This window comes from Amycolatopsis coloradensis, assembly GCF_037997115.1.
GTDB classification, from domain to species: domain Bacteria; phylum Actinomycetota; class Actinomycetes; order Mycobacteriales; family Pseudonocardiaceae; genus Amycolatopsis; species Amycolatopsis coloradensis_A.
In genome coordinates, this window is sequence record NZ_CP150484.1 from 2,983,374 (window position 1) to 3,000,067 (window position 16,694).

Below are 16,694 nucleotides of genomic sequence, written 5' to 3' on the forward strand. Positions count from 1 at the left end.
GGTCCCTGACGGCACGGGCGGTTCAGCCGAGTACAACCCGGTACGAGGCCGAACCGCCCGCACCGTCAGGAACCACTTGGATCACGAAGCCCATCGAACAGAGTTACCGGACACGTCCTAGGGTTCTCATATGGACGAAGGCGAGGTGACCGAGCGCGGGGCGCATCATGTCCAGTCGCTGGAGCGCGGGCTGGCCGTGATCAAGGCGTTCAACGCGGACGCGGCGGAACTCACCCTGAGCGACGTCGCCCGCGCGACCGGGCTGACCAGGGCGGCCGCCCGCCGGTTCCTGCTCACCCTCGTCGACCTGGGGTACGTGCGTACGGACGGCAAGTACTTCTCGCTCACCGCGCGGGTCCTCGAACTCGGCTACTCGTATCTGTCGAGCCTGTCGCTCCCGGAGGTCGCCCAGCCGCATCTGGAGCGGCTTTCCGCCGAGGTGCACGAGTCGAGTTCGGTCTCGGTGCTCGAAGGCCGGGACATCGTCTACGTCGCGCGCGTGGCCGTATCGCGGATCATGACCGTCAGCATCAACGTCGGCACCCGCTTCCCGGCCCACGCGACGTCGATGGGACATGTCCTACTGGCCGGCCTCGATGACGCCGACCTGCGGGACTATCTCGCCGGGGCGAAGCTCGACAAGCTCACCGCGCGGACCAAGAGCCGGCCGGAGGAACTACTCGCCGAACTGGTCAGGGTCTACGAGCAGGGTTACGCGATGGTCGACCAGGAACTCGAAGAGGGCCTCCGCTCGATCGCCGCGCCGATCCGTGACCGGCAGGGCAAGGTCGTGGCCGCGGTCAACCTCTCCACCCATGCCAGCCGCACCACACGTGAGTCGGTCGAACAGGAATTGCTGCCACCCCTGCTCGCGACGGCACGCGCCATCGAGACCGATCTGGCCTCGGCGCCGCCCACCAAAGCGCGGCATGGCTGAGGTCGCCGGGCTGCTGCTCGCGGCCGGAGCGGGGCGCCGGTTCGGCGGGCCGAAGGCACTGGCCGTCCTCGATGGGGAGCCGTTCGTCGTCCGGACTCTGCGGGTACTCGCCGACGCGGGCTGCGCGCCGGTCCGGGTGGTGCTGGGTGCCTCGGCCGCGGAAGTCCGCGCGCTCCTGCCCGCCCCCGAGGCCGCCGTCGTGGCCGAAGACTGGGAGTCCGGCATGGGCGCGTCCTTGCGCGCGGGCCTGAGGGCGCTCGCCGGAACCGATGCCGAAGCCACCGTCGTGCATCTCGTGGATCTGCCCGGCGTCGGTGCCGAAGTGGTCCGCCGGGTCGCCGCCGGGGCCGACGAAGTCACCGTCGCGCGCGCCGCGTACGAAGGTGTTCCCGGCCATCCCGTCGTACTCGGCCGCCGATGGTGGCCGGAGATCTTGGCGGGCGCGTCCGGGGACAAGGGCGCCCGCGACTGGCTCAAGGGACGCCAGGACCTGCGGCTCGTCGAATGCGGCGATCTCGGCACCGGGCACGACGTGGACCGCCGCGAGGATCTTCCGGGCTGATCTCACGCTCGCCGAGGCTTACGATCGGCACGTGACCGTCGAATCGCCCGAGAAACTGGCCGAAGCCCTCGAAACGGTCGGCTATCTCGCCGACGACGGCATCGCCACGGCAGGGTTCCTCGCCGTGGCGCTCGGCCGCCCGCTGTTCTGCGAGGGCGAACCGGGCACCGGCAAGACTTCGCTCGCGCTGGGACTGGCCGAAGCGCTCGGCATACCGCTCATCCGGCTCCAGTGTCACGAAGGGATCGACGCGGCGCAGGCACTGTACGAATGGGACTTCCCCCGCCAGTTGCTGCATTTGCGCGCGCTGGAAGCCGCGGGTGACGGCGGCCTCGACGTCGAGGCCGCCGAACAGTCCCTCTACACCGAACGCTTCCTGCTCTCCCGGCCGCTGCTGAAGGCGTTGCAGACCGCTCCGTGTGTCCTGCTGGTCGACGAGATCGACCGGGCCGACGACGAGTTCGAGGCCTTCCTGCTGCAACTCCTCGACGAGAACGCGGTGACGATCCCCGAGTTCGGCGAGGTGCGCGCCGAGCATCCGCCGCTCGTGGTGCTCACCTCCAACCGGACGCGGGAGGTGCACGACGCGCTGAAGCGCCGCTGTCTCTATCACTGGCTCGAACATCCGGACCTCGGCCGCGAGATCGAGATCCTGCGCCGCAAGATCCCGAACCTGGGCGAGGCGCTCGCGGCACAGGTCGCGACGGCGGTGCACCGGCTTCGCGCGATGGAGTTGCTGAAACCGCCCGGGGTGGCGGAATCCCTCGATTGGGCTCAGGCGCTCCTCGCGCTCGGGATGTCCGAATTGGACGCCGCGACCGCCGCCCGGACCCTCGGCTCGGTCCTCAAGTACAGCGAAGACCTGGACAGGGTCCGGGCCAAGCTGGACAAACTGCTCGCCTGAGTGTCAGCGGCGCCGCAGTGACGCGTCGAGCAGGGCGGGCGGGGTGTCGTGCTTCTCCTCCGGGGCGAGGTCGGTGCCCGGGGCGACGATCTCGTCGATCGCGTCGAGGACGTCGGCGGAAAGCACGGTGTCCGCGGCGGCGAGTTGCGACTCGAGGTGGTCCAGCGTGCGGGGGCCGATGATCGCGCTCGTCACCCCCGGATGCGCGACGACGAAGCCGAGCGCGAGCTGGATCAGGCTCAGCCCGGCCTGGTCGGCGACCTTGACCAGCCGTTCGACGGCTTCCAGCCGAGCCTGGTTGGCGGGCCGGGCCAGGTCGAAACGCTGGGGCAGGACGGCCGATCGGTTCGTGCTGATCTCCCGGCCTTCCCGGACCGCGCCGGACAGCCAGCCGGACGCCAGGGGGCTCCACGCGAGCACGCCCATCCCGTATTCCTCGGTCACGGGCAGGACCTGCGTTTCGATCCCGCGCTGGAGGATCGAGTAGCTGGGCTGCTCGGTGACGTAGCGGCCAAGGCGGAGTTCGCTGGCGGCCCACTGGGCCTGCACGATGCGATACGCGGGGAACGTCGACGAACCGAAGTACCGGATCTTCCCCGCCTGTCGCAGATCCGTCAGCGCGGAAAGGGTTTCTTCGTCGCTGGTCTTCGGGTCCCAGCGGTGGACCTGGTAGAGGTCGACGTGGTCGACCCCGAGGCGGCGCAGGCTGTTGTCCAGTTCGGTGACCAGCCAGCGACGTGAAGCGCCCTGGTGGTTGCGCTCGTCGCCCATCGGCATGCTCGCCTTCGTGGCCAGCACGATGTCCTCGCGGCGGCCCGCGATGGCCTTCCCGACCATTTCCTCCGACTGGCCGGCGCTGTACATGTCCGCGGTGTCGATGAGGTTGATCCCGCCGGCCAGCGCGGCGTCGACGATGGCGGTGGCCTCGTCCTGGGTGGTGCGCCCGATCGCGCCGAAGTTCATCGCGCCGAGCGCGAGGGTGCTGACCTGCACGCCGGTCCTGCCCAAGGTGCGGTACCGCATGACGATGTCCTCCATGGCAAAATGAGCAAGCGGAACGTTGCTCCGCTAACGATACGGAGCAGTGTTCCGCTTGGCAAGCCCGGTGGCAGAGGAGTGGCGTGATGAGTGAAGAGGGCACCAAGTCCAAACGCGCGGACGCCCGCCGCAACGAGAAGACCTTGCTCGACGCCGCCGCCGCGGTCTTCGTCACCTCGGGCGTCGAGGCACCGGTCCGCGACATCGCGGCCAAGGCGGGCGTCGGGATGGGCACGATCTACCGGCACTTCCCGACCAGGGCCGACCTCATCGTCGCCGTCTACCGGCATCAGGTCGACGCGTGCGCCGAAGCCGGTCCGGAGCTGCTGGCGTCGAGCGATTCCCCCTATGAGGCCTTGCGGCGCTGGATCGACCTCTTCGTCGATTTCCTGGTCACCAAACACGGTCTGGCGGCGGTGCTGCAGTCCGACAACGCCGGATTCGAGACGCTGCACGCCTACTTCCTCGACACCCTCCTGCCGGTGTGCGCCCGGTTGCTCGACGCGGCGGCGGAGGCGGGGGAGATCCGCTCGGATCTGGAGGCGCTCGAAGTCATGCGCGGCGTCGGGAACCTCTGTATCGGCGCCGAAAGCGATCCGCGCTACAACGCGCGCAAGATGGTCGGCGTCCTCATCGCGGGCCTCAGGACCTAGGTCCCCTTCGCGGCCGAATACGTGGCGACGGCCCATTCCACGCGCTACAACTCGACTATGGAACGTACACAGTGCTGTGTGGTGGGGGGCGGTCCGGCGGGGATGGTGCTCGGGCTCCTGTTGGCGCGAGCCGGGGTCGAGGTCACCGTTCTCGAAAAGCACAAGGATTTCTTCCGCGATTTCCGCGGTGACACGGTGCATCCGCCGACGCTGATGCTGCTCGACGAACTCGGGCTCGGCGAGCGCTTCGCGGAATTGCCGTCGCGGCGGCTGGAGAAGATGCGGATGCTGATCGGCGACGCGACCATCGTCGCCGCCGACTTCAGCCGCGTTCCGGGGCCGCACAAATACATCGCGATGGTCCCGCAATGGGATTTCCTGAACCTGCTCGCCGAAGCCGCGGCCGAGGAACCCACGTTCACCCTGCGCATGGGGGCCGAGGTGCTCGGCCTGCGCGACGGTGGCGGCGTGCGTTATCGCGATTCCGACGGCGAGGAGCGGGAACTGGCCGTGCCGCTCGTGGTCGGCTGTGACGGCCGGGACTCGCTGATCCGCGCCGAGGCGGGACTCGTGCCGAAGGAGTACGAGGTGCCGATGGACGTCTGGTGGGTCCGGGTGCCGAAACTCGAAGACACCGGCAAGGATGCGCAGGTGTTCGGCCGGTTCGAGGGCGGGCTCGCCGGCGTGACGATGGACCGCGGCGACTACTTCCAGACCTCGTACCTGATCAGGAAGGGGCAGGACGCCGCGCACCGAGCCGAAGGGATCGAGAAGTTCCGGGAGCGGATCGGCGGCCTGTTCGGCTGGAACGACGAGCAGTTGAGCGAGATCCGCGGCTGGGACGACGTCAAACTGCTGAAGGTGCGGATGTCCAAGCTCCCGCACTGGTACTCCGGCCGGGTGCTCTGCATCGGCGACGCCGCGCACGCGATGTCGCCGGTCGGCGGCATGGGCGTCAACATCGCGGTGCAGGACGCGGTCGCGGCCGCGCGGATCCTCGCCGCCCCGCTGCTGCGCGGAACGCTGACCGCACGGGATCTCGCCCGCGTGCAGCGCAGGCGATCGGTGGCCGTTTCGCTCGCCCAGAAGCAGCAGCTGGAGGAGCACAAAATGCTCATCGAGCCCGCTCTCGACGGGACCCTGAACGAGCGGACCGTGCCGCTCCCGCTCCGGATTTCGGACCGGTTTCCGCAGCTGACCGCTCTCGCCGCCTTCATGGGTGGCATCGGCCCCCTGCGCGAGAAAACCCCGGTCTTCGCGCGCCGCTGACCCCGCGCACAATGGGGGAGTGAGCGATCCACTGGCGGGCTTCGTCGGCTTCGCGGAGGCATTGCGCGAAGCAGGTTTGCCGTGCGACGCGCACCGAGTGCGGGCGTACCTCGAAGCCGTCGGCGAGATCGATCTGGCCGATCCGGACCAGCTGTACTGGGCCGGACGGCTGACGCTGTGCGCGGATCCCGACGACCTTCCACGCTACGACGCCGCGTTCGACGGCTGGTTCGCCGAAAAGGAAACCGGGTCACGGCGGCGCGGCCGGGAAGCGGCCCCGAAGCGCGCCAGGATCGCCACACTCGCGCAGGCGGGCCAAGGCGAATCCGCCGCGGATCCCGACGAGCTCCGCGTGGCGGCGAGCGAAGAAGAGGTCCTGCGGCACCGCGATCTCGCCGGCCTGAGTGTCGCCGAACGCGCTCACCTGCGGGAACTGCTCGCGAAACTCCGCCCGGCGCTCCCGTTGCGGTCGTCCCCACGCCGCCGCGCGGCCCGGCGGGGCACGCTCGATCCGTCGCGCACGCTCCGCGCCATGCTGGCCGGGGGCGGCGAGCCCGTGCGCCTGGCGTACCGGCGGAAGGGGGTCAAACCGCGCCGCGTGGTCCTCCTGATCGACGTCTCCGGCTCGATGGGGCCGTACGCCGACTCCCTGTTGCGGTTCGCGCACGTCGTGGCGCGGCGCGCTCCGGGCAGGGTCGAGGTGTTCACCCTGGGCACCCGGCTCACCAGGGTCTCCCGCCAGCTCCGCCTGCGCGATCCGGAGCACGCGATGCTCGCCGCGGCCGCCGCGGTCCCCGATTTCGCGGGCGGGACGAGGCTCGGCGAGACCCTGCGGGCGTTCCTCGACCGGTGGGGACAACGCGGTGTGGCCAGGCGATCCGTGGTCACCGTGTTCTCCGACGGCTGGGAACGGGGCGACCCCGGCCTGCTCGGCGAGCAGCTAGCCAGGCTGCGGCGGCTCGCGCACGTCGTATTCTGGGTGAATCCGCACGCGGGGCGGGCGGGTTACGCTCCCGTGCAGTCCGGCATCGTGGCCGCGCTCCCGTACCTCGATCGGCTGCTCGCCGGGCACAGCTTGGCCACATTGGAACGACTGCTGGTGGAGATCGCCGATGCGTGACGTACTGGACGAACTGCACCGCCGCTGGGCGGCAGGCGAGACGGTGGGGGTCGGCACCGTGGTGGCGACGTTCTCGTCGGCGCCGCGGAGCCCGGGCGCGGCGATGCTCGTCGCCCCGGACGGCACGGTCACCGGCAGCGTTTCCGGCGGCTGCGTCGAAGGTGCCGTCTACGAGCTCGCACAGCAGGTGGTCGCCGAACGCGCGCCCGTGCTGCAGCGCTACGGCGTGTCCGACGACGACGCGTTCGCCGTCGGGCTGACCTGCGGCGGGATCATCGACATCTACGTCCAGCACATCGACCGCGACTCGATGCCGGAGCTCGGAGAGGTCGTCGAATCGGTCCACAGTGGACAGCCGGTCGCCGTGGTCACGGTGATCGAGCACGAACGGGACGGTCTGGTCGGCGAGCATCTGGTCGTCTGGCCTGATCGTGTCGCGGGGTCACTCGGTTCGTCGCGGATGGACGACGCCGTCGTCGACGACGCGCGCGGCATGCTCGCCGGCGGCCGCACGGGCACCCTGCACTACGGGCCGGACGGGCAGCGCCGCGGCGAGGGGATGACGGTCTTCGTCAATTCCTTCGAACCGCCCGCGCGCCTGCTGGTCTTCGGCGCGATCGACTTCGCCGCCGCGATGGCGAAGATGGGCGCGTACCTCGGCTACCAGGTCACGGTCTGCGACGCGCGGCCCGTGTTCGCGACGAAGAGCCGGTTCCCCGACGCGGACGAGGTCGTCGTCGATTGGCCGCATCGCTACCTCAAGGCCGAGGCCGAAGCCGGCCGGGTCGACGGCCGCACCGCGATCGCCGTGCTCACCCACGACCCGAAGTTCGACGTGCCGCTGCTGGAGGTCGCGTTGCGGCTCGACGTCGGCTACGTCGGCGCGATGGGCTCGCGCAAGACCCACGACGACCGGTTCGCGCGGCTGCGTGAAGCCGGGGTCACCGAGGCGGAACTCGAACGGCTGTCCTCGCCGATCGGCCTCGATCTCGGCGCGCGGACCCCCGAGGAGACCGCGGTGTCGATCGCGGCGGAGATCATCGCGCTGCGGTGGAGCGGTTCTGGCTCGCGGCTCGCCGAGCTCAGCGGCCGGATCCACGGCTGACGCCGGGCACCGGGATCGCCTGACTCGACTTGACCACTTCGAAGGCGGGCAGGGTTTCGAACCGTTTGACGTGCTTGTCGAACAGCTTCCTGGACAGGTACCGGCTCGCCTTGAGATCCGGGGTGAGCAGGACGACGACGTAGTCCCACTGCCCGACGATGCTGTAGCAGTGCTGGACGCGGGGCTCGGCCAGCATGCGCTCGCGGAAGGCCGTGTGGCTTTTCTCGTCGTCGTCGGTCAGCGCGACCAGGATGACCGACGTCATCCCCGCGCCGAGCGTCTCCGGATCGAGCACGGCGACCTCGGCGCGGATCACGCCCGCGGCGCGCAGCCGGGTCAGCCGCCGCTGGACCGCGCTGGGGGAGAGGCCGATGGCGTCGCCCAGATCGTGCAGGGGGCGGGCGGCGTCGGCCTGGACGAGGTCGAGCAGCCGATGGTCGATCTCGTCGAGAGGCACGCAAGATTTTTGCACGCGGACGGGAAAATTTACAATCGCCATGATCGGCTCCCCGCCTAGCTTGAACGTCATGACCGACATCGACCTGAAGCTGGACAACGTCGCCGAGGCGGCGAAGGTGATCGATCCCGTTTTCCTGGACTCCCCGCAGTACGGCGACGAACAGCTGAACGAGCGGCTCGGCCGGAACGTGCTGGTGAAGATCGAGACACTGAATCCCTTGCGCAGCTTCAAAGGCCGGGGCGCGGACTACTTCGCGGCCGGGCTGGAGCCGGGCACCACGATGGTGTGCGGGACCAGCGGCAACTTCGGGCAGGCCGTCGCTTTCGCCGCCAGGAAGCGCGGTTTGCGGGCCGAGGTGTTCGTCCCGGCCGACATCTCCCCGGTCAAACTGCGGCGGATGAAGACCTTGGGGGCGAGGGTGCGCCGGGTGGAGGGCGAGGCGAAGGACGCCGCGGCCGCCTTCGCCGCCGAAGCGCCGGACCGTGTCTTCGTGGTCGATGGCCGTGAGCCCGCGATCTCCGAAGGGGCGGGCACGATCGGCCTGGAACTGGCGGAGGCGGGCCGGATCGACACGGTCGTGCTTCCGGTCGGCGACGGCGCGCTGATCGCCGGCGTCGCGCTCTGGCTCAAGGCGCACACACCGGACGTCCGGGTCGTCGGCGTCGGGACCACGTCGGCGCGGGCGATGGCGACGAGCTGGCGGGCCGGTGAGCCGGTCACCGTCGACCGGGTGAATTCGTTCGCCGGTGGCATCTCGATCCGCACCCCGGAACCCGAATCCATCCGGCGGATGCGGTCGCTGGTCGACGACTTCGTACTGGTCGAGGACAACGATCTGCGCGCGGCCATGCGACTGGGCGCGGAGACCCTCGGTGTGCTCCCGGAACCCGCGGGCGCTGCCGGCCTGGCCGCGCTGACCGTGCACGACATCCCGGGGGACTTGGTCGCCACCGTGATCACCGGCGCGAACGCGACTTGGCCTCGTGAGTGGCTAGGACGGTTCTAACCGTCCTAACCAGTCACGAGTCGGTAAGACCCCCCGGCGGGGGTTGATCTGGAGGGGGCCAGCGTAGCACCCTCGGCTGTGAGTCCGATCACGGTCGCTCCGGGGTCGGTCCGTGACAACCGAATGACCGGCCGTTCCCGAACGACCCCCGGACCAGCGCGGGGTTTCTCTTGCTTTTGGAGGCCTGATGCGCATCACCGTCACCGTCGACGGCACCAGCTACACAGACGACGTCGAGCCCCGCACCCTCCTCGTGCACCATCTGCGCGAACGGCTCGGGAAGGTAGGCACCGTGGTCGGTTGCGACACCAGCAACTGCGGCGCCTGCACCGTCCACCTCGACGGGCACAGCGTGAAATCCTGTTCGGTACTCGCGGTCCAGGCCGACGGCTGCGAGGTCACCACGATCGAGGGACTCGCCCGCGACGGCGAACTGCATCCCGTTCAGAAGGCCTTCCACGAGAACCACGCGCTCCAGTGCGGTTTCTGCACCCCCGGCATGATCATGCAGTCGATCGACCTGCTCGCCGACAATCCCGATCCGGACGAGCAGGCGGTCCGTGAAGGCCTCGAAGGCAACCTGTGCCGCTGCACGGGCTACCAGAACATCGTCCGCGCGGTGCGCGACGCCGCCCACGAGATGCGGCCCGGCGCCGGTCCCGAGGCCGAGCGGCTCGCTTCGGACACCGCTTCCCATGTCGGCGCGGGTGGTGAGTGATGACCTCCACGATCGAACCGGAGGTCGGCAAGTCCCGTCGCCGCAAGGAGGACGAGCGCCTCATCACCGGCAGGACCCGCTGGACCGACAACCTGACCCTGCCCGGCATGCTGCACCTCGCGGTGCTCCGCAGCCCGTTCGCGCACGCCAAGATCGTCTCGATCGACGTCACCGAGGCGAAGTCCGCGCCCGGTGTGGTCGCGGTGTTCACCGGGAAGGACCTCGACCCCGAGGGCGCCATCGGGATGCCTTGCGCGTGGCCGATCACGCCGGACATGAAGTCGCCGAGGCGGCCCATCCTCGCCTCGGACACGGTGAATTTCGCCGGTGAGGGGGTCGCGGTGGTCGTCGCCCGCACCTCGGCCGAGGCACACGACGCCCTCGAAATGATCGACGTCGACTACGACGAACTGCCGGTCGTCCTCGGCCTCGAGAACGCGCTCGCCGAGGGCGCGCCGCTGGTGCACGAGGATCTCGCCACGAACCGGAACGCGTTCTGGGTCTTCGATTCCGCCGACGCGGGAACGGGTTCCAGTGTCGAAGACGCGATCTCGAACTCCGAAGTCGTGCTCAAGCGGCGGTTCCGTCAGCAGCGGCTGGTGCCGGCGTTCATGGAACCGCGGGCGTGCGTGGTCGACCCGACGGGCAACCAGCTGGTCATGTGGTCGGCCACCCAGGTCCCGCACATCCTCAAGACGATGACCGCGGCCACGCTCGGTCTTCCCGAGCACAAGGTGCGGGTGATCGCGCCCGACGTCGGCGGCGGGTTCGGCGGCAAGATCGCCGTGCTGCCCGAAGAGATGATGTCGACGCTCATCGCGCAGCGGCTGGGCAAACCGGTCAAGTGGACCGAGTCCCGTTCGGAGACGATGGTCGCCGCGCACCACGGCCGCGACCAGATCCAGGACATCACCATCACCGCGAACCGCGACGGCACGGTGACCGGCCTGAAGGTCGAACTGCTCGCCGACATGGGCGCGTACCTCGGCCTCGTCGGCCCCGGCGTGCCGATCCTCGGCGCGTTCATGTTCAACGCGATCTACAAGTTCCCGGCGTACCACTTCGCCTGCACCAACGTGTTCACCAACACCACGCTCACCGACGCGTATCGCGGCGCCGGGCGGCCGGAGGCCACGTTCGGGATCGAGCGGATGATGGACGAACTCGCCGTCGAACTGGGCATGGACCCGATGGAGATCCGCGAGAAGAACTGGATCAAGCACGAGGAGTTCCCGTTCACCACGGTGGCCGGGCTGACCTACGACTCGGGCAACTACGAGGCCGCGACAGCCAAGGCCAAGGAGCTCTTCGACTACGACGGGCTCCGCCGCGAGCAGAAGGAACGGCGGGAATCGGGCGACCCGGTCCAGCTCGGCATCGGCATCTCGACGTTCACCGAGATGTGCGGTCTCGCGCCGTCGCGGGTGCTCGGCTCGCTGGACTACGCGGCGGGCGGCTGGGAGCACGCGGAGATCCGCGTGCTGCCCACCGGCAAGATCGAGGTCATCACCGGCGCCTCCGCGCACGGCCAGGGCCATGAGACGGCGTGGAGCCAGATCGTCGCCGACAAACTCGGCGTCCCGTTCGAGGACATCGAGGTCATCCACGGCGACACCCAGTCCTCGCACAAGGGCCTGGACACCTACGGCTCCCGGTCGCTGGTGGTCGGCGGGATCGCGGTGGTCAAGGCGGCGGACAAGGTGCTCGCCAAGGCCAAGCCGATCGCGGCGCATCTGATGGAGTGCGCCGAGGACGACCTCGAATTCTCGGCGGGCAAGTTCTCGGTCAAGGGCACGGATTCCTCGACGTCCATCCAGGACATCGCGTGGGCCGTGTTCTCGGCGCACAACCTGCCGGACGGGGTCGAACCGTCGCTGGATTCGTCGGACACGTTCGATCCGGAGAACTTCTCGTTCCCGCACGGCACGCATCTGTGCGCGGCCGAGGTCGACACCGAGACCGGGCGCGTGCGGTTGCGCTCCTATGTCTGCGTCGACGACGTCGGCGTGGCCGTCAACCCGCTGATCGTCGAGGGCCAGGTGCACGGCGGGCTCGCGCAGGGCATCGCGCAGGCGTTGTTCGAGGAGGCCGTCCACGACGAAGGCGGCACGCTGACCACGGGGACCTTCGCCGACTACCTGCTCCCGTCGGCGGCGGATCTGCCCAGCTTCACCACCGACCGCACCGAGACACCGTCGACGACGAACCCGTTGGGCGCCAAGGGAGTCGGGGAGGCGGGCACGATCGCCTCGACCCCGGCGGTGGTCAACGCCGTCATCGACGCCGTCCGGCACTTCGGGGTGAACGACATCGAAATGCCGTTGACCCCGATGCGGGTCTGGCACGCCATCCAGCACGGGTCGGCCGCCGCGGGCGGGCTGGGCTCCGAAGCCGGTGGCGGTCTCGGTTCGATCGACGCCACCGGAGGTGCGCAGTGATCCCGGCCCCGTTCGAGTACGTCGCCCCGTCCACAGTGGACGAAGCGATCAGCGCGCTCGCCGAGGCGGGCGAAGACGCCAAGGTACTGGCGGGTGGGCAAAGCCTGCTGCCGGTGCTGAGGATGCGGCTCGCCACGCCGACCACGCTGGTGGACCTCGGGAAGGTCGCCGAGCTGCGCGGCGTCCGTGAAGACGGCGACGTGCTGGTGATCGGCTCGATGACCACGCATTACGACGTCCAGCGGGACGCGCTGGTCGCCGAGCACGCCGCGTTGCTCAAGGCCGCCACCGACACGGTGGCCGATCCGCAGATCCGCCACCGCGGCACGTTCGGCGGCGCCCTCGCGCACGCCGATCCCGCCGGTGACCTGCTGGCTCCCGTGCTCGCGCTCGGCTGCGAACTCGTCGTCGCCGGGCCGGGCGGACGGCGGACGGTCGCCGCTGCGGACTTCTTCCAGGACATGTTCACCACCGCGCTCGCCGCGGACGAACTCCTGGTCGAGGTCCGGGTGCCGAAGCACACCGGCTGGCACGCCCACTACGAGAAGTTCAACCGGGTCGCGCAGGCGTGGTCGATGGTCGCGGTCGCGGCCTGTGTCCGCACCGAGGCGGGCACCATCGAGGAGGCGCGGGTCGCGCTGACCAACATGGGCTCGACCCCGGTACGGGCGGCCGGGGTCGAGGAGGCCTTGGTCGGCTGCGCGGCCACCGCCGAGGCGATCCGCGGCGCGGCCGAACGCGCGGCCGAGGGCACGAACCCCACGGCCGACGGCAACTCCGACGTCGAATACCGGCAGCACCTCGCGCGGGTGCTGACCGGCCGGGCGGTCCTCGCCGCGGCGGGTTCTTAGATACAGAGAGAGGAGGTCGGCCCGTGCGGCTCGACCACGAATTCACCGTTCCCGCCCCGGTCGGCGAGGTCTGGAAGGCCGTCGTCGACCCGGAACGAGTGGCGCCGTGCATGCCGGGCGCCACCGTCACCGAAGTCGACGGGGACGCCTTCAAAGGCACGGTGAAGGTCAAGCTCGGGCCGATCTCCCTGCTCTACAAGGGAACCGGCCACTTCGTCGAGAAGGACGCCGACGCCAGGAAGGTGGTGATCAAGGCAGCGGGCAAGGACGCGCGGGGAGCGGGCACGGCCTCGGCGACGGTGACGCTCACCCTGACCGAGAAGGACGGCGTCACCCATGGCGCCGTCGCCACGGAGCTGGCGGTCACCGGCAAGCCGGCGCAGTTCGGGCGCGGGATGATCTCCGAGGTCGGCGGCAAGATCCTCGACTCGTTCGCGGACTGCCTGTCCGGCAAGCTCGCCACCACGCCCGAGCCCGAAAAACCCCAGGAACGCCCGCCGTTGCAAGCGGTCAAGCCGATGACGGAGGGCGAAGCCATCGACCTGATGGAGTACGCGGGCGGATCCGTGGTCAAACGAGTGGCGCCGGTGCTGGTGGCGCTCGCCGGGGTGCTCCTGGTCGTCGCGATCGTGCGGGCTGTGACGCAGCGGACGAAATAGCCGCTTCGCCCAGCCGTTGAACCCGGTATGAAGGCGGATCACGAAGTCGACGTGGCGGTGATCGGGGCGGGCCAGGCGGGTCTGTCGGCGGCGTACCACCTGCGCCGCGCGGGATTCGGCAACGAGGCGGGTTTCGTCGTGCTCGACCACGGCAAACGGCCCGGTGGCGCGTGGCAGTACCGATGGCCTTCGTTGGTGATGGGGAAGGTCCACGGCGTCTACGACCTTCCCGGCATGTCCTTCGGCACCCCGGATCCGAAACAGCCCGCGGCCGAGGCCGTCGCCGAGTACTTCGGCCGGTTCGAGCGCACCTACGACCTTCCGGTCCATCGGCCCGTCGACGTCCTGTCGGTGAGCGCCGAGGACGATCGGCTGGTCGTGGCGAGCGCGGCGGAAACCTGGGCCGCGCGTGCGGTGATCAGCGCGACCGGTACCTGGGACCGCCCGTTCTGGCCGTACTACCCGGGGCAGGAAACCTTCCGCGGCCGCCAGCTGCACACCGCCGACTACACCGGAACCGGCGACTTCCGCGGCAAACGTGCCGTCGTGGTCGGCGGTGGCGCGTCGGCCGTCCAGCTGTTGCTGGAGATCGCGCCCTTCGCGCGCTCGACGCGCTGGGTGACGCGGCGCCCGCCGGTGTGGCGTGACGAGCCGTTCAGCGAGAACTGGGGCCGGGAGGCCGTCGCGAAGGTCGATCGGCGGGTCCGCGAGGGCCTGCCGCCGAAGAGTGTCGTCAGCGTGACCGACCTGGCGGTGACGCCGGAAGTGCGCGCCGGCCTCGACGCGGGGATCCTCGACCGCCGCCCGATGTTCCAGCGGATCACGCCGGACGGCGTGGAATGGGCGGACGGCACCTTCGAGCCCGCCGACGTCATCTTGTGGGCCACCGGGTTCCGTGCCGCGATCGACCATCTCGCGCCGCTGCGCCTGCGCGCGGCCGGCGGGGGCATCCGGATGGACGGCACCCGCGTCGTCGCCGAACCGCGGCTGCACCTGGTCGGCTACGGCCCGTCCGCCAGTACCGTCGGCGCGAACCGGGCGGGCCGCGCGGCCGTCACCGAGATCCGGCGTCTGCTCGGACGCTGAGGTCGTCGAGGATCCCGGCCGGCTCGGCGGGCCGCCGGAAGAACCCGGCGTGACTGCTCGCGAGGTCGCGGACGGGTTGTCCGGGGCCAGCGCGTCGCCCTCGGCGAGGTAGAGGTCCTGCGCGGCGAGCGGCATAGACCGGTCCTCGGTCAGCCTGACGTACGTGCGCGGGATCCGGCCCCAAGAGTCCTTGTCGGCGCGCTGGTCCCATTCCTGCCGGTCAGCCAGAACACCTCGTCCGGCTGGCTCGTCACGACGCTCGAGAAGAGCCGTCGCCCCAAAGGGCGGCGAAGAAGGGACGACCGGTCGGTATTTGACCGATCATTACAGAACGTGGAATGCTGGCGGCATGCCCCGCCCCAAGGGATTCGATCCCGCCGAGGTGCTCGATGCCGCCGTCAGCGCGTTCTGGCGCAAGGGATACGCCGCCACGTCGGCCCAAGACCTGGTCGACGGCACCGGACTGGGGCGGGGAAGCCTGTACAACGCGTTTTCGGGCAAGCAGCAGCTGTTCAGCGAGGCGCTGCGCCGCTACGAGGAGGCGACGGCCGTCCGGATCGAGGAGATGCTGGCCGCGCCGGGTTCCATCCGGGCGCGGGTCAGGCGTGTCCTGATGGATGTCGTCGACGACGAGCTGGACACCTCGGCCGGGCATCGCGGCTGCCTCGTCGTCAACGCGGCCCTCGAACTCGGCGGGATCGACGACGACGTCACCGCCCGCGTCCGGCACAACTTCGAACGGGTGGAGAACGCGTTCCACGCCGAATTCGCCGCCGCGAGGGAGTCGGGCGAGATCGGCCCGGAACGGGATCCGCGGGCGCTGGCGAGGTTCGCGCTCGCCGCGATGTACGGCCTGCGGGTGCTGGGAAAGACCGCGGACCGGCAGGCGCTCACGCAAGTCGTCGAAACCACCGTCCAGGCGTTGTGATGTTCCAGGTTTCGTGACCGGCCCCGCGCTGATCCGCTGCGCCCTGGTTCTTTAACGAACGTTCCACTACTGGCAAGGAGCAAACCAAGTCATGACGAAGACCGTCGCGGTGCTCGGCACCGGAATCATCGGCGCCCCGGTCGCGCGCAACCTGAGCAAGGCCGGGTTCGCGGTCCGTGCCTGGAACCGCACCGCGGCCAAGGCCGAAGCCCTGTCGGGAGAAGGCGTCCAGGTCGCGGGGAGCGCCGCGGAAGCCGTCGAGGGCGCGCCGGTCGTGATCACGGTCCTCACCGACGGCCCGGCGGTACTGGAGGCGATCCGCGCGGCCGCCCCAGCCGCCGGAACGATCTGGGTCCAGCTCAGCACCGTCGGCGACGCGGTCGACGAACTGGTCGCGTACGCCGACGAGCACGGCCTCGTCTTCGTCGACGCACCGGTGCAGGGCACCCGTCAGCCCGCCGAGCTGGGCCAGCTGATCGTGCTGGCGGCGGGCACCACCGAAGCGCGCGAGTCCGTCCAGCCGCTGTTCGACGCCATCGGCAAGCGCACGCTGTGGGTCGGCGAAGACGGCCGCACCGGCGCGGCGAGCAGGCTCAAACTGGTGCTGAACACCTGGGTGATCGCGCTGACCCACGGCGTCGGCGAGGCACTCGCGCTGGCCGAGGGGCTCGGTGTCGACCCGCGGCATTTCGTCGACGTCGTCACCGGCGGGCCGATGGACAACGGCTACTTCCAGGCGAAGTCCGCCGCGATCCTCAAGAACGACTACACCACCGCCTTCTCGGTCGACAACGCAGAGAAGGACGCCCGGCTGGTGCTGGAAGCCGCGGCCCGCGCGGGTGTCCGGATGGACGCCGTCGAGGCCGGGCGAGCCCGGTTCGCCCGCGCGTCCGAGGCCGGACACGGCGACGAGGACATGGCGGCCGGGTACTTCGCCAGTTTCACCGCTCGCGTCTAGTC

The 16,694-nt window shown here is 69.9% G+C and carries 17 protein-coding genes; 15 read left to right on the forward strand and 2 right to left on the reverse strand.

Features of this window, described 5'->3' with window-relative positions; genetic code table 11:
- Positions 1 to 130 precede the first annotated feature (130 nt).
- The 3 genes from LCL61_RS14225 to LCL61_RS14235 are packed head-to-tail and all read left to right on the forward strand — an operon-like array spanning position 131 to position 2,403.
- On the forward strand, positions 131 to 937 hold the full coding sequence (locus LCL61_RS14225; RefSeq protein WP_340687259.1) for an IclR family transcriptional regulator domain-containing protein: 807 nt from the start codon (positions 131 to 133) through the stop codon (positions 935 to 937).
- Complete coding sequence (locus LCL61_RS14230) at positions 930 to 1,499, forward strand: nucleotidyltransferase family protein (protein WP_340687260.1); 570 nt, start codon at positions 930 to 932, stop codon at positions 1,497 to 1,499. Before LCL61_RS14225 ends, LCL61_RS14230 begins: the two co-directional genes overlap by 8 nt.
- A 31-nt stretch (positions 1,500 to 1,530) precedes the next feature.
- On the forward strand, positions 1,531 to 2,403 hold the full coding sequence (locus tag LCL61_RS14235) for a MoxR family ATPase (protein WP_340687261.1): 873 nt from the start codon (positions 1,531 to 1,533) through the stop codon (positions 2,401 to 2,403).
- Positions 2,404 to 2,406: 3 nt separating this feature from the next.
- Here the strand turns inward: LCL61_RS14235 and LCL61_RS14240 are convergent, their stop codons facing one another.
- On the reverse strand, positions 2,407 to 3,426 hold the full coding sequence (locus LCL61_RS14240; RefSeq protein ID WP_340688582.1) for an aldo/keto reductase: 1,020 nt from the start codon (positions 3,424 to 3,426) through the stop codon (positions 2,407 to 2,409).
- 101 nt (positions 3,427 to 3,527) lie between these two features.
- Here LCL61_RS14240 and LCL61_RS14245 point away from each other — a divergent pair, with 101 nt between their 5' ends.
- The 4 genes from LCL61_RS14245 to LCL61_RS14260 are packed head-to-tail and all read left to right on the forward strand — an operon-like array spanning position 3,528 to position 7,588.
- Positions 3,528 to 4,094, forward strand: coding sequence for a TetR/AcrR family transcriptional regulator (locus LCL61_RS14245; RefSeq protein ID WP_340687262.1), 567 nt, complete (start codon positions 3,528 to 3,530; stop codon positions 4,092 to 4,094).
- A 57-nt stretch (positions 4,095 to 4,151) separates the two neighbouring features.
- The gene (locus LCL61_RS14250; RefSeq protein WP_340687263.1) at positions 4,152 to 5,363 is read left to right on the forward strand and encodes an FAD-dependent oxidoreductase; all 1,212 of its coding nucleotides are present in this window, start codon (positions 4,152 to 4,154) and stop codon (positions 5,361 to 5,363) included.
- Between the two features lie 19 nt (positions 5,364 to 5,382).
- Positions 5,383 to 6,483, forward strand: a complete 1,101-nt coding sequence (locus tag LCL61_RS14255) for a vWA domain-containing protein (protein WP_340687264.1) — start codon at positions 5,383 to 5,385, stop codon at positions 6,481 to 6,483.
- Positions 6,476 to 7,588, forward strand: a complete 1,113-nt coding sequence (locus LCL61_RS14260; RefSeq protein WP_340687265.1) for an XdhC/CoxI family protein — start codon at positions 6,476 to 6,478, stop codon at positions 7,586 to 7,588. Before LCL61_RS14255 ends, LCL61_RS14260 begins: the two co-directional genes overlap by 8 nt.
- Here LCL61_RS14260 and LCL61_RS14265 read toward each other — a convergent pair.
- On the reverse strand, positions 7,566 to 8,045 hold the full coding sequence (locus tag LCL61_RS14265; RefSeq protein WP_340687266.1) for an Lrp/AsnC family transcriptional regulator: 480 nt from the start codon (positions 8,043 to 8,045) through the stop codon (positions 7,566 to 7,568). The genes LCL61_RS14260 and LCL61_RS14265 overlap by 23 nt on opposite strands.
- A gap of 70 nt (positions 8,046 to 8,115) precedes the next feature.
- Here LCL61_RS14265 and LCL61_RS14270 point away from each other — a divergent pair, with 70 nt between their 5' ends.
- The 8 genes from LCL61_RS14270 to LCL61_RS14310 all read left to right on the forward strand — a co-directional run bounded on the left by LCL61_RS14270 (position 8,116) and on the right by LCL61_RS14310 (position 16,692).
- Positions 8,116 to 9,054 (forward strand): threonine ammonia-lyase, encoded by a 939-nt coding sequence (locus LCL61_RS14270; protein WP_340687267.1) that lies wholly within the window; start codon positions 8,116 to 8,118, stop codon positions 9,052 to 9,054.
- Positions 9,055 to 9,241: 187 nt separating this feature from the next.
- Positions 9,242 to 9,772, forward strand: a complete 531-nt coding sequence (locus tag LCL61_RS14275) for a (2Fe-2S)-binding protein (protein WP_340687268.1) — start codon at positions 9,242 to 9,244, stop codon at positions 9,770 to 9,772.
- Positions 9,772 to 12,210, forward strand: a complete 2,439-nt coding sequence (locus tag LCL61_RS14280; protein ID WP_340687269.1) for a xanthine dehydrogenase family protein molybdopterin-binding subunit — start codon at positions 9,772 to 9,774, stop codon at positions 12,208 to 12,210. The genes LCL61_RS14275 and LCL61_RS14280 overlap by 1 nt, the downstream gene beginning before the upstream one ends.
- Positions 12,207 to 13,061 (forward strand): xanthine dehydrogenase family protein subunit M, encoded by an 855-nt coding sequence (locus tag LCL61_RS14285; protein WP_340687270.1) that lies wholly within the window; start codon positions 12,207 to 12,209, stop codon positions 13,059 to 13,061. Before LCL61_RS14280 ends, LCL61_RS14285 begins: the two co-directional genes overlap by 4 nt.
- A 23-nt stretch (positions 13,062 to 13,084) precedes the next feature.
- Complete coding sequence (locus LCL61_RS14290) at positions 13,085 to 13,720, forward strand: SRPBCC domain-containing protein (protein ID WP_340687271.1); 636 nt, start codon at positions 13,085 to 13,087, stop codon at positions 13,718 to 13,720.
- A 27-nt stretch (positions 13,721 to 13,747) separates the two neighbouring features.
- The gene (locus LCL61_RS14295) at positions 13,748 to 14,806 is read left to right on the forward strand and encodes an FAD-dependent oxidoreductase (protein WP_340687272.1); all 1,059 of its coding nucleotides are present in this window, start codon (positions 13,748 to 13,750) and stop codon (positions 14,804 to 14,806) included.
- A 349-nt stretch (positions 14,807 to 15,155) separates the two neighbouring features.
- Entirely contained in the window at positions 15,156 to 15,734 is a 579-nt protein-coding gene (locus LCL61_RS14305; RefSeq protein WP_340687273.1) for a TetR/AcrR family transcriptional regulator, read from the forward strand.
- A 91-nt stretch (positions 15,735 to 15,825) separates the two neighbouring features.
- Positions 15,826 to 16,692 (forward strand): NAD(P)-dependent oxidoreductase, encoded by an 867-nt coding sequence (locus LCL61_RS14310; RefSeq protein WP_340687274.1) that lies wholly within the window; start codon positions 15,826 to 15,828, stop codon positions 16,690 to 16,692.
- Positions 16,693 to 16,694: the final 2 nt, after the last annotated feature.

Coding starts and splice junctions, on each gene's coding strand:
- LCL61_RS14310 (WP_340687274.1), top strand. CDS start 15,826: ATGACGAAGACCGTCGCGGTGCTCGGCACCGGAATCATCGGCGCCCCG.
- LCL61_RS14225 (WP_340687259.1), top strand. CDS start 131: ATGGACGAAGGCGAGGTGACCGAGCGCGGGGCGCATCATGTCCAGTCG.
- LCL61_RS14305 (WP_340687273.1), top strand. CDS start 15,156: ATGCCCCGCCCCAAGGGATTCGATCCCGCCGAGGTGCTCGATGCCGCC.
- LCL61_RS14240 (WP_340688582.1), bottom strand. CDS start 3,426: ATGCGGTACCGCACCTTGGGCAGGACCGGCGTGCAGGTCAGCACCCTC.
- LCL61_RS14230 (WP_340687260.1), top strand. CDS start 930: ATGGCTGAGGTCGCCGGGCTGCTGCTCGCGGCCGGAGCGGGGCGCCGG.
- LCL61_RS14250 (WP_340687263.1), top strand. CDS start 4,152: ATGGAACGTACACAGTGCTGTGTGGTGGGGGGCGGTCCGGCGGGGATG.
- LCL61_RS14275 (WP_340687268.1), top strand. CDS start 9,242: ATGCGCATCACCGTCACCGTCGACGGCACCAGCTACACAGACGACGTC.
- LCL61_RS14295 (WP_340687272.1), top strand. CDS start 13,748: ATGAAGGCGGATCACGAAGTCGACGTGGCGGTGATCGGGGCGGGCCAG.
- LCL61_RS14260 (WP_340687265.1), top strand. CDS start 6,476: ATGCGTGACGTACTGGACGAACTGCACCGCCGCTGGGCGGCAGGCGAG.
- LCL61_RS14280 (WP_340687269.1), top strand. CDS start 9,772: ATGACCTCCACGATCGAACCGGAGGTCGGCAAGTCCCGTCGCCGCAAG.
- LCL61_RS14270 (WP_340687267.1), top strand. CDS start 8,116: ATGACCGACATCGACCTGAAGCTGGACAACGTCGCCGAGGCGGCGAAG.
- LCL61_RS14245 (WP_340687262.1), top strand. CDS start 3,528: ATGAGTGAAGAGGGCACCAAGTCCAAACGCGCGGACGCCCGCCGCAAC.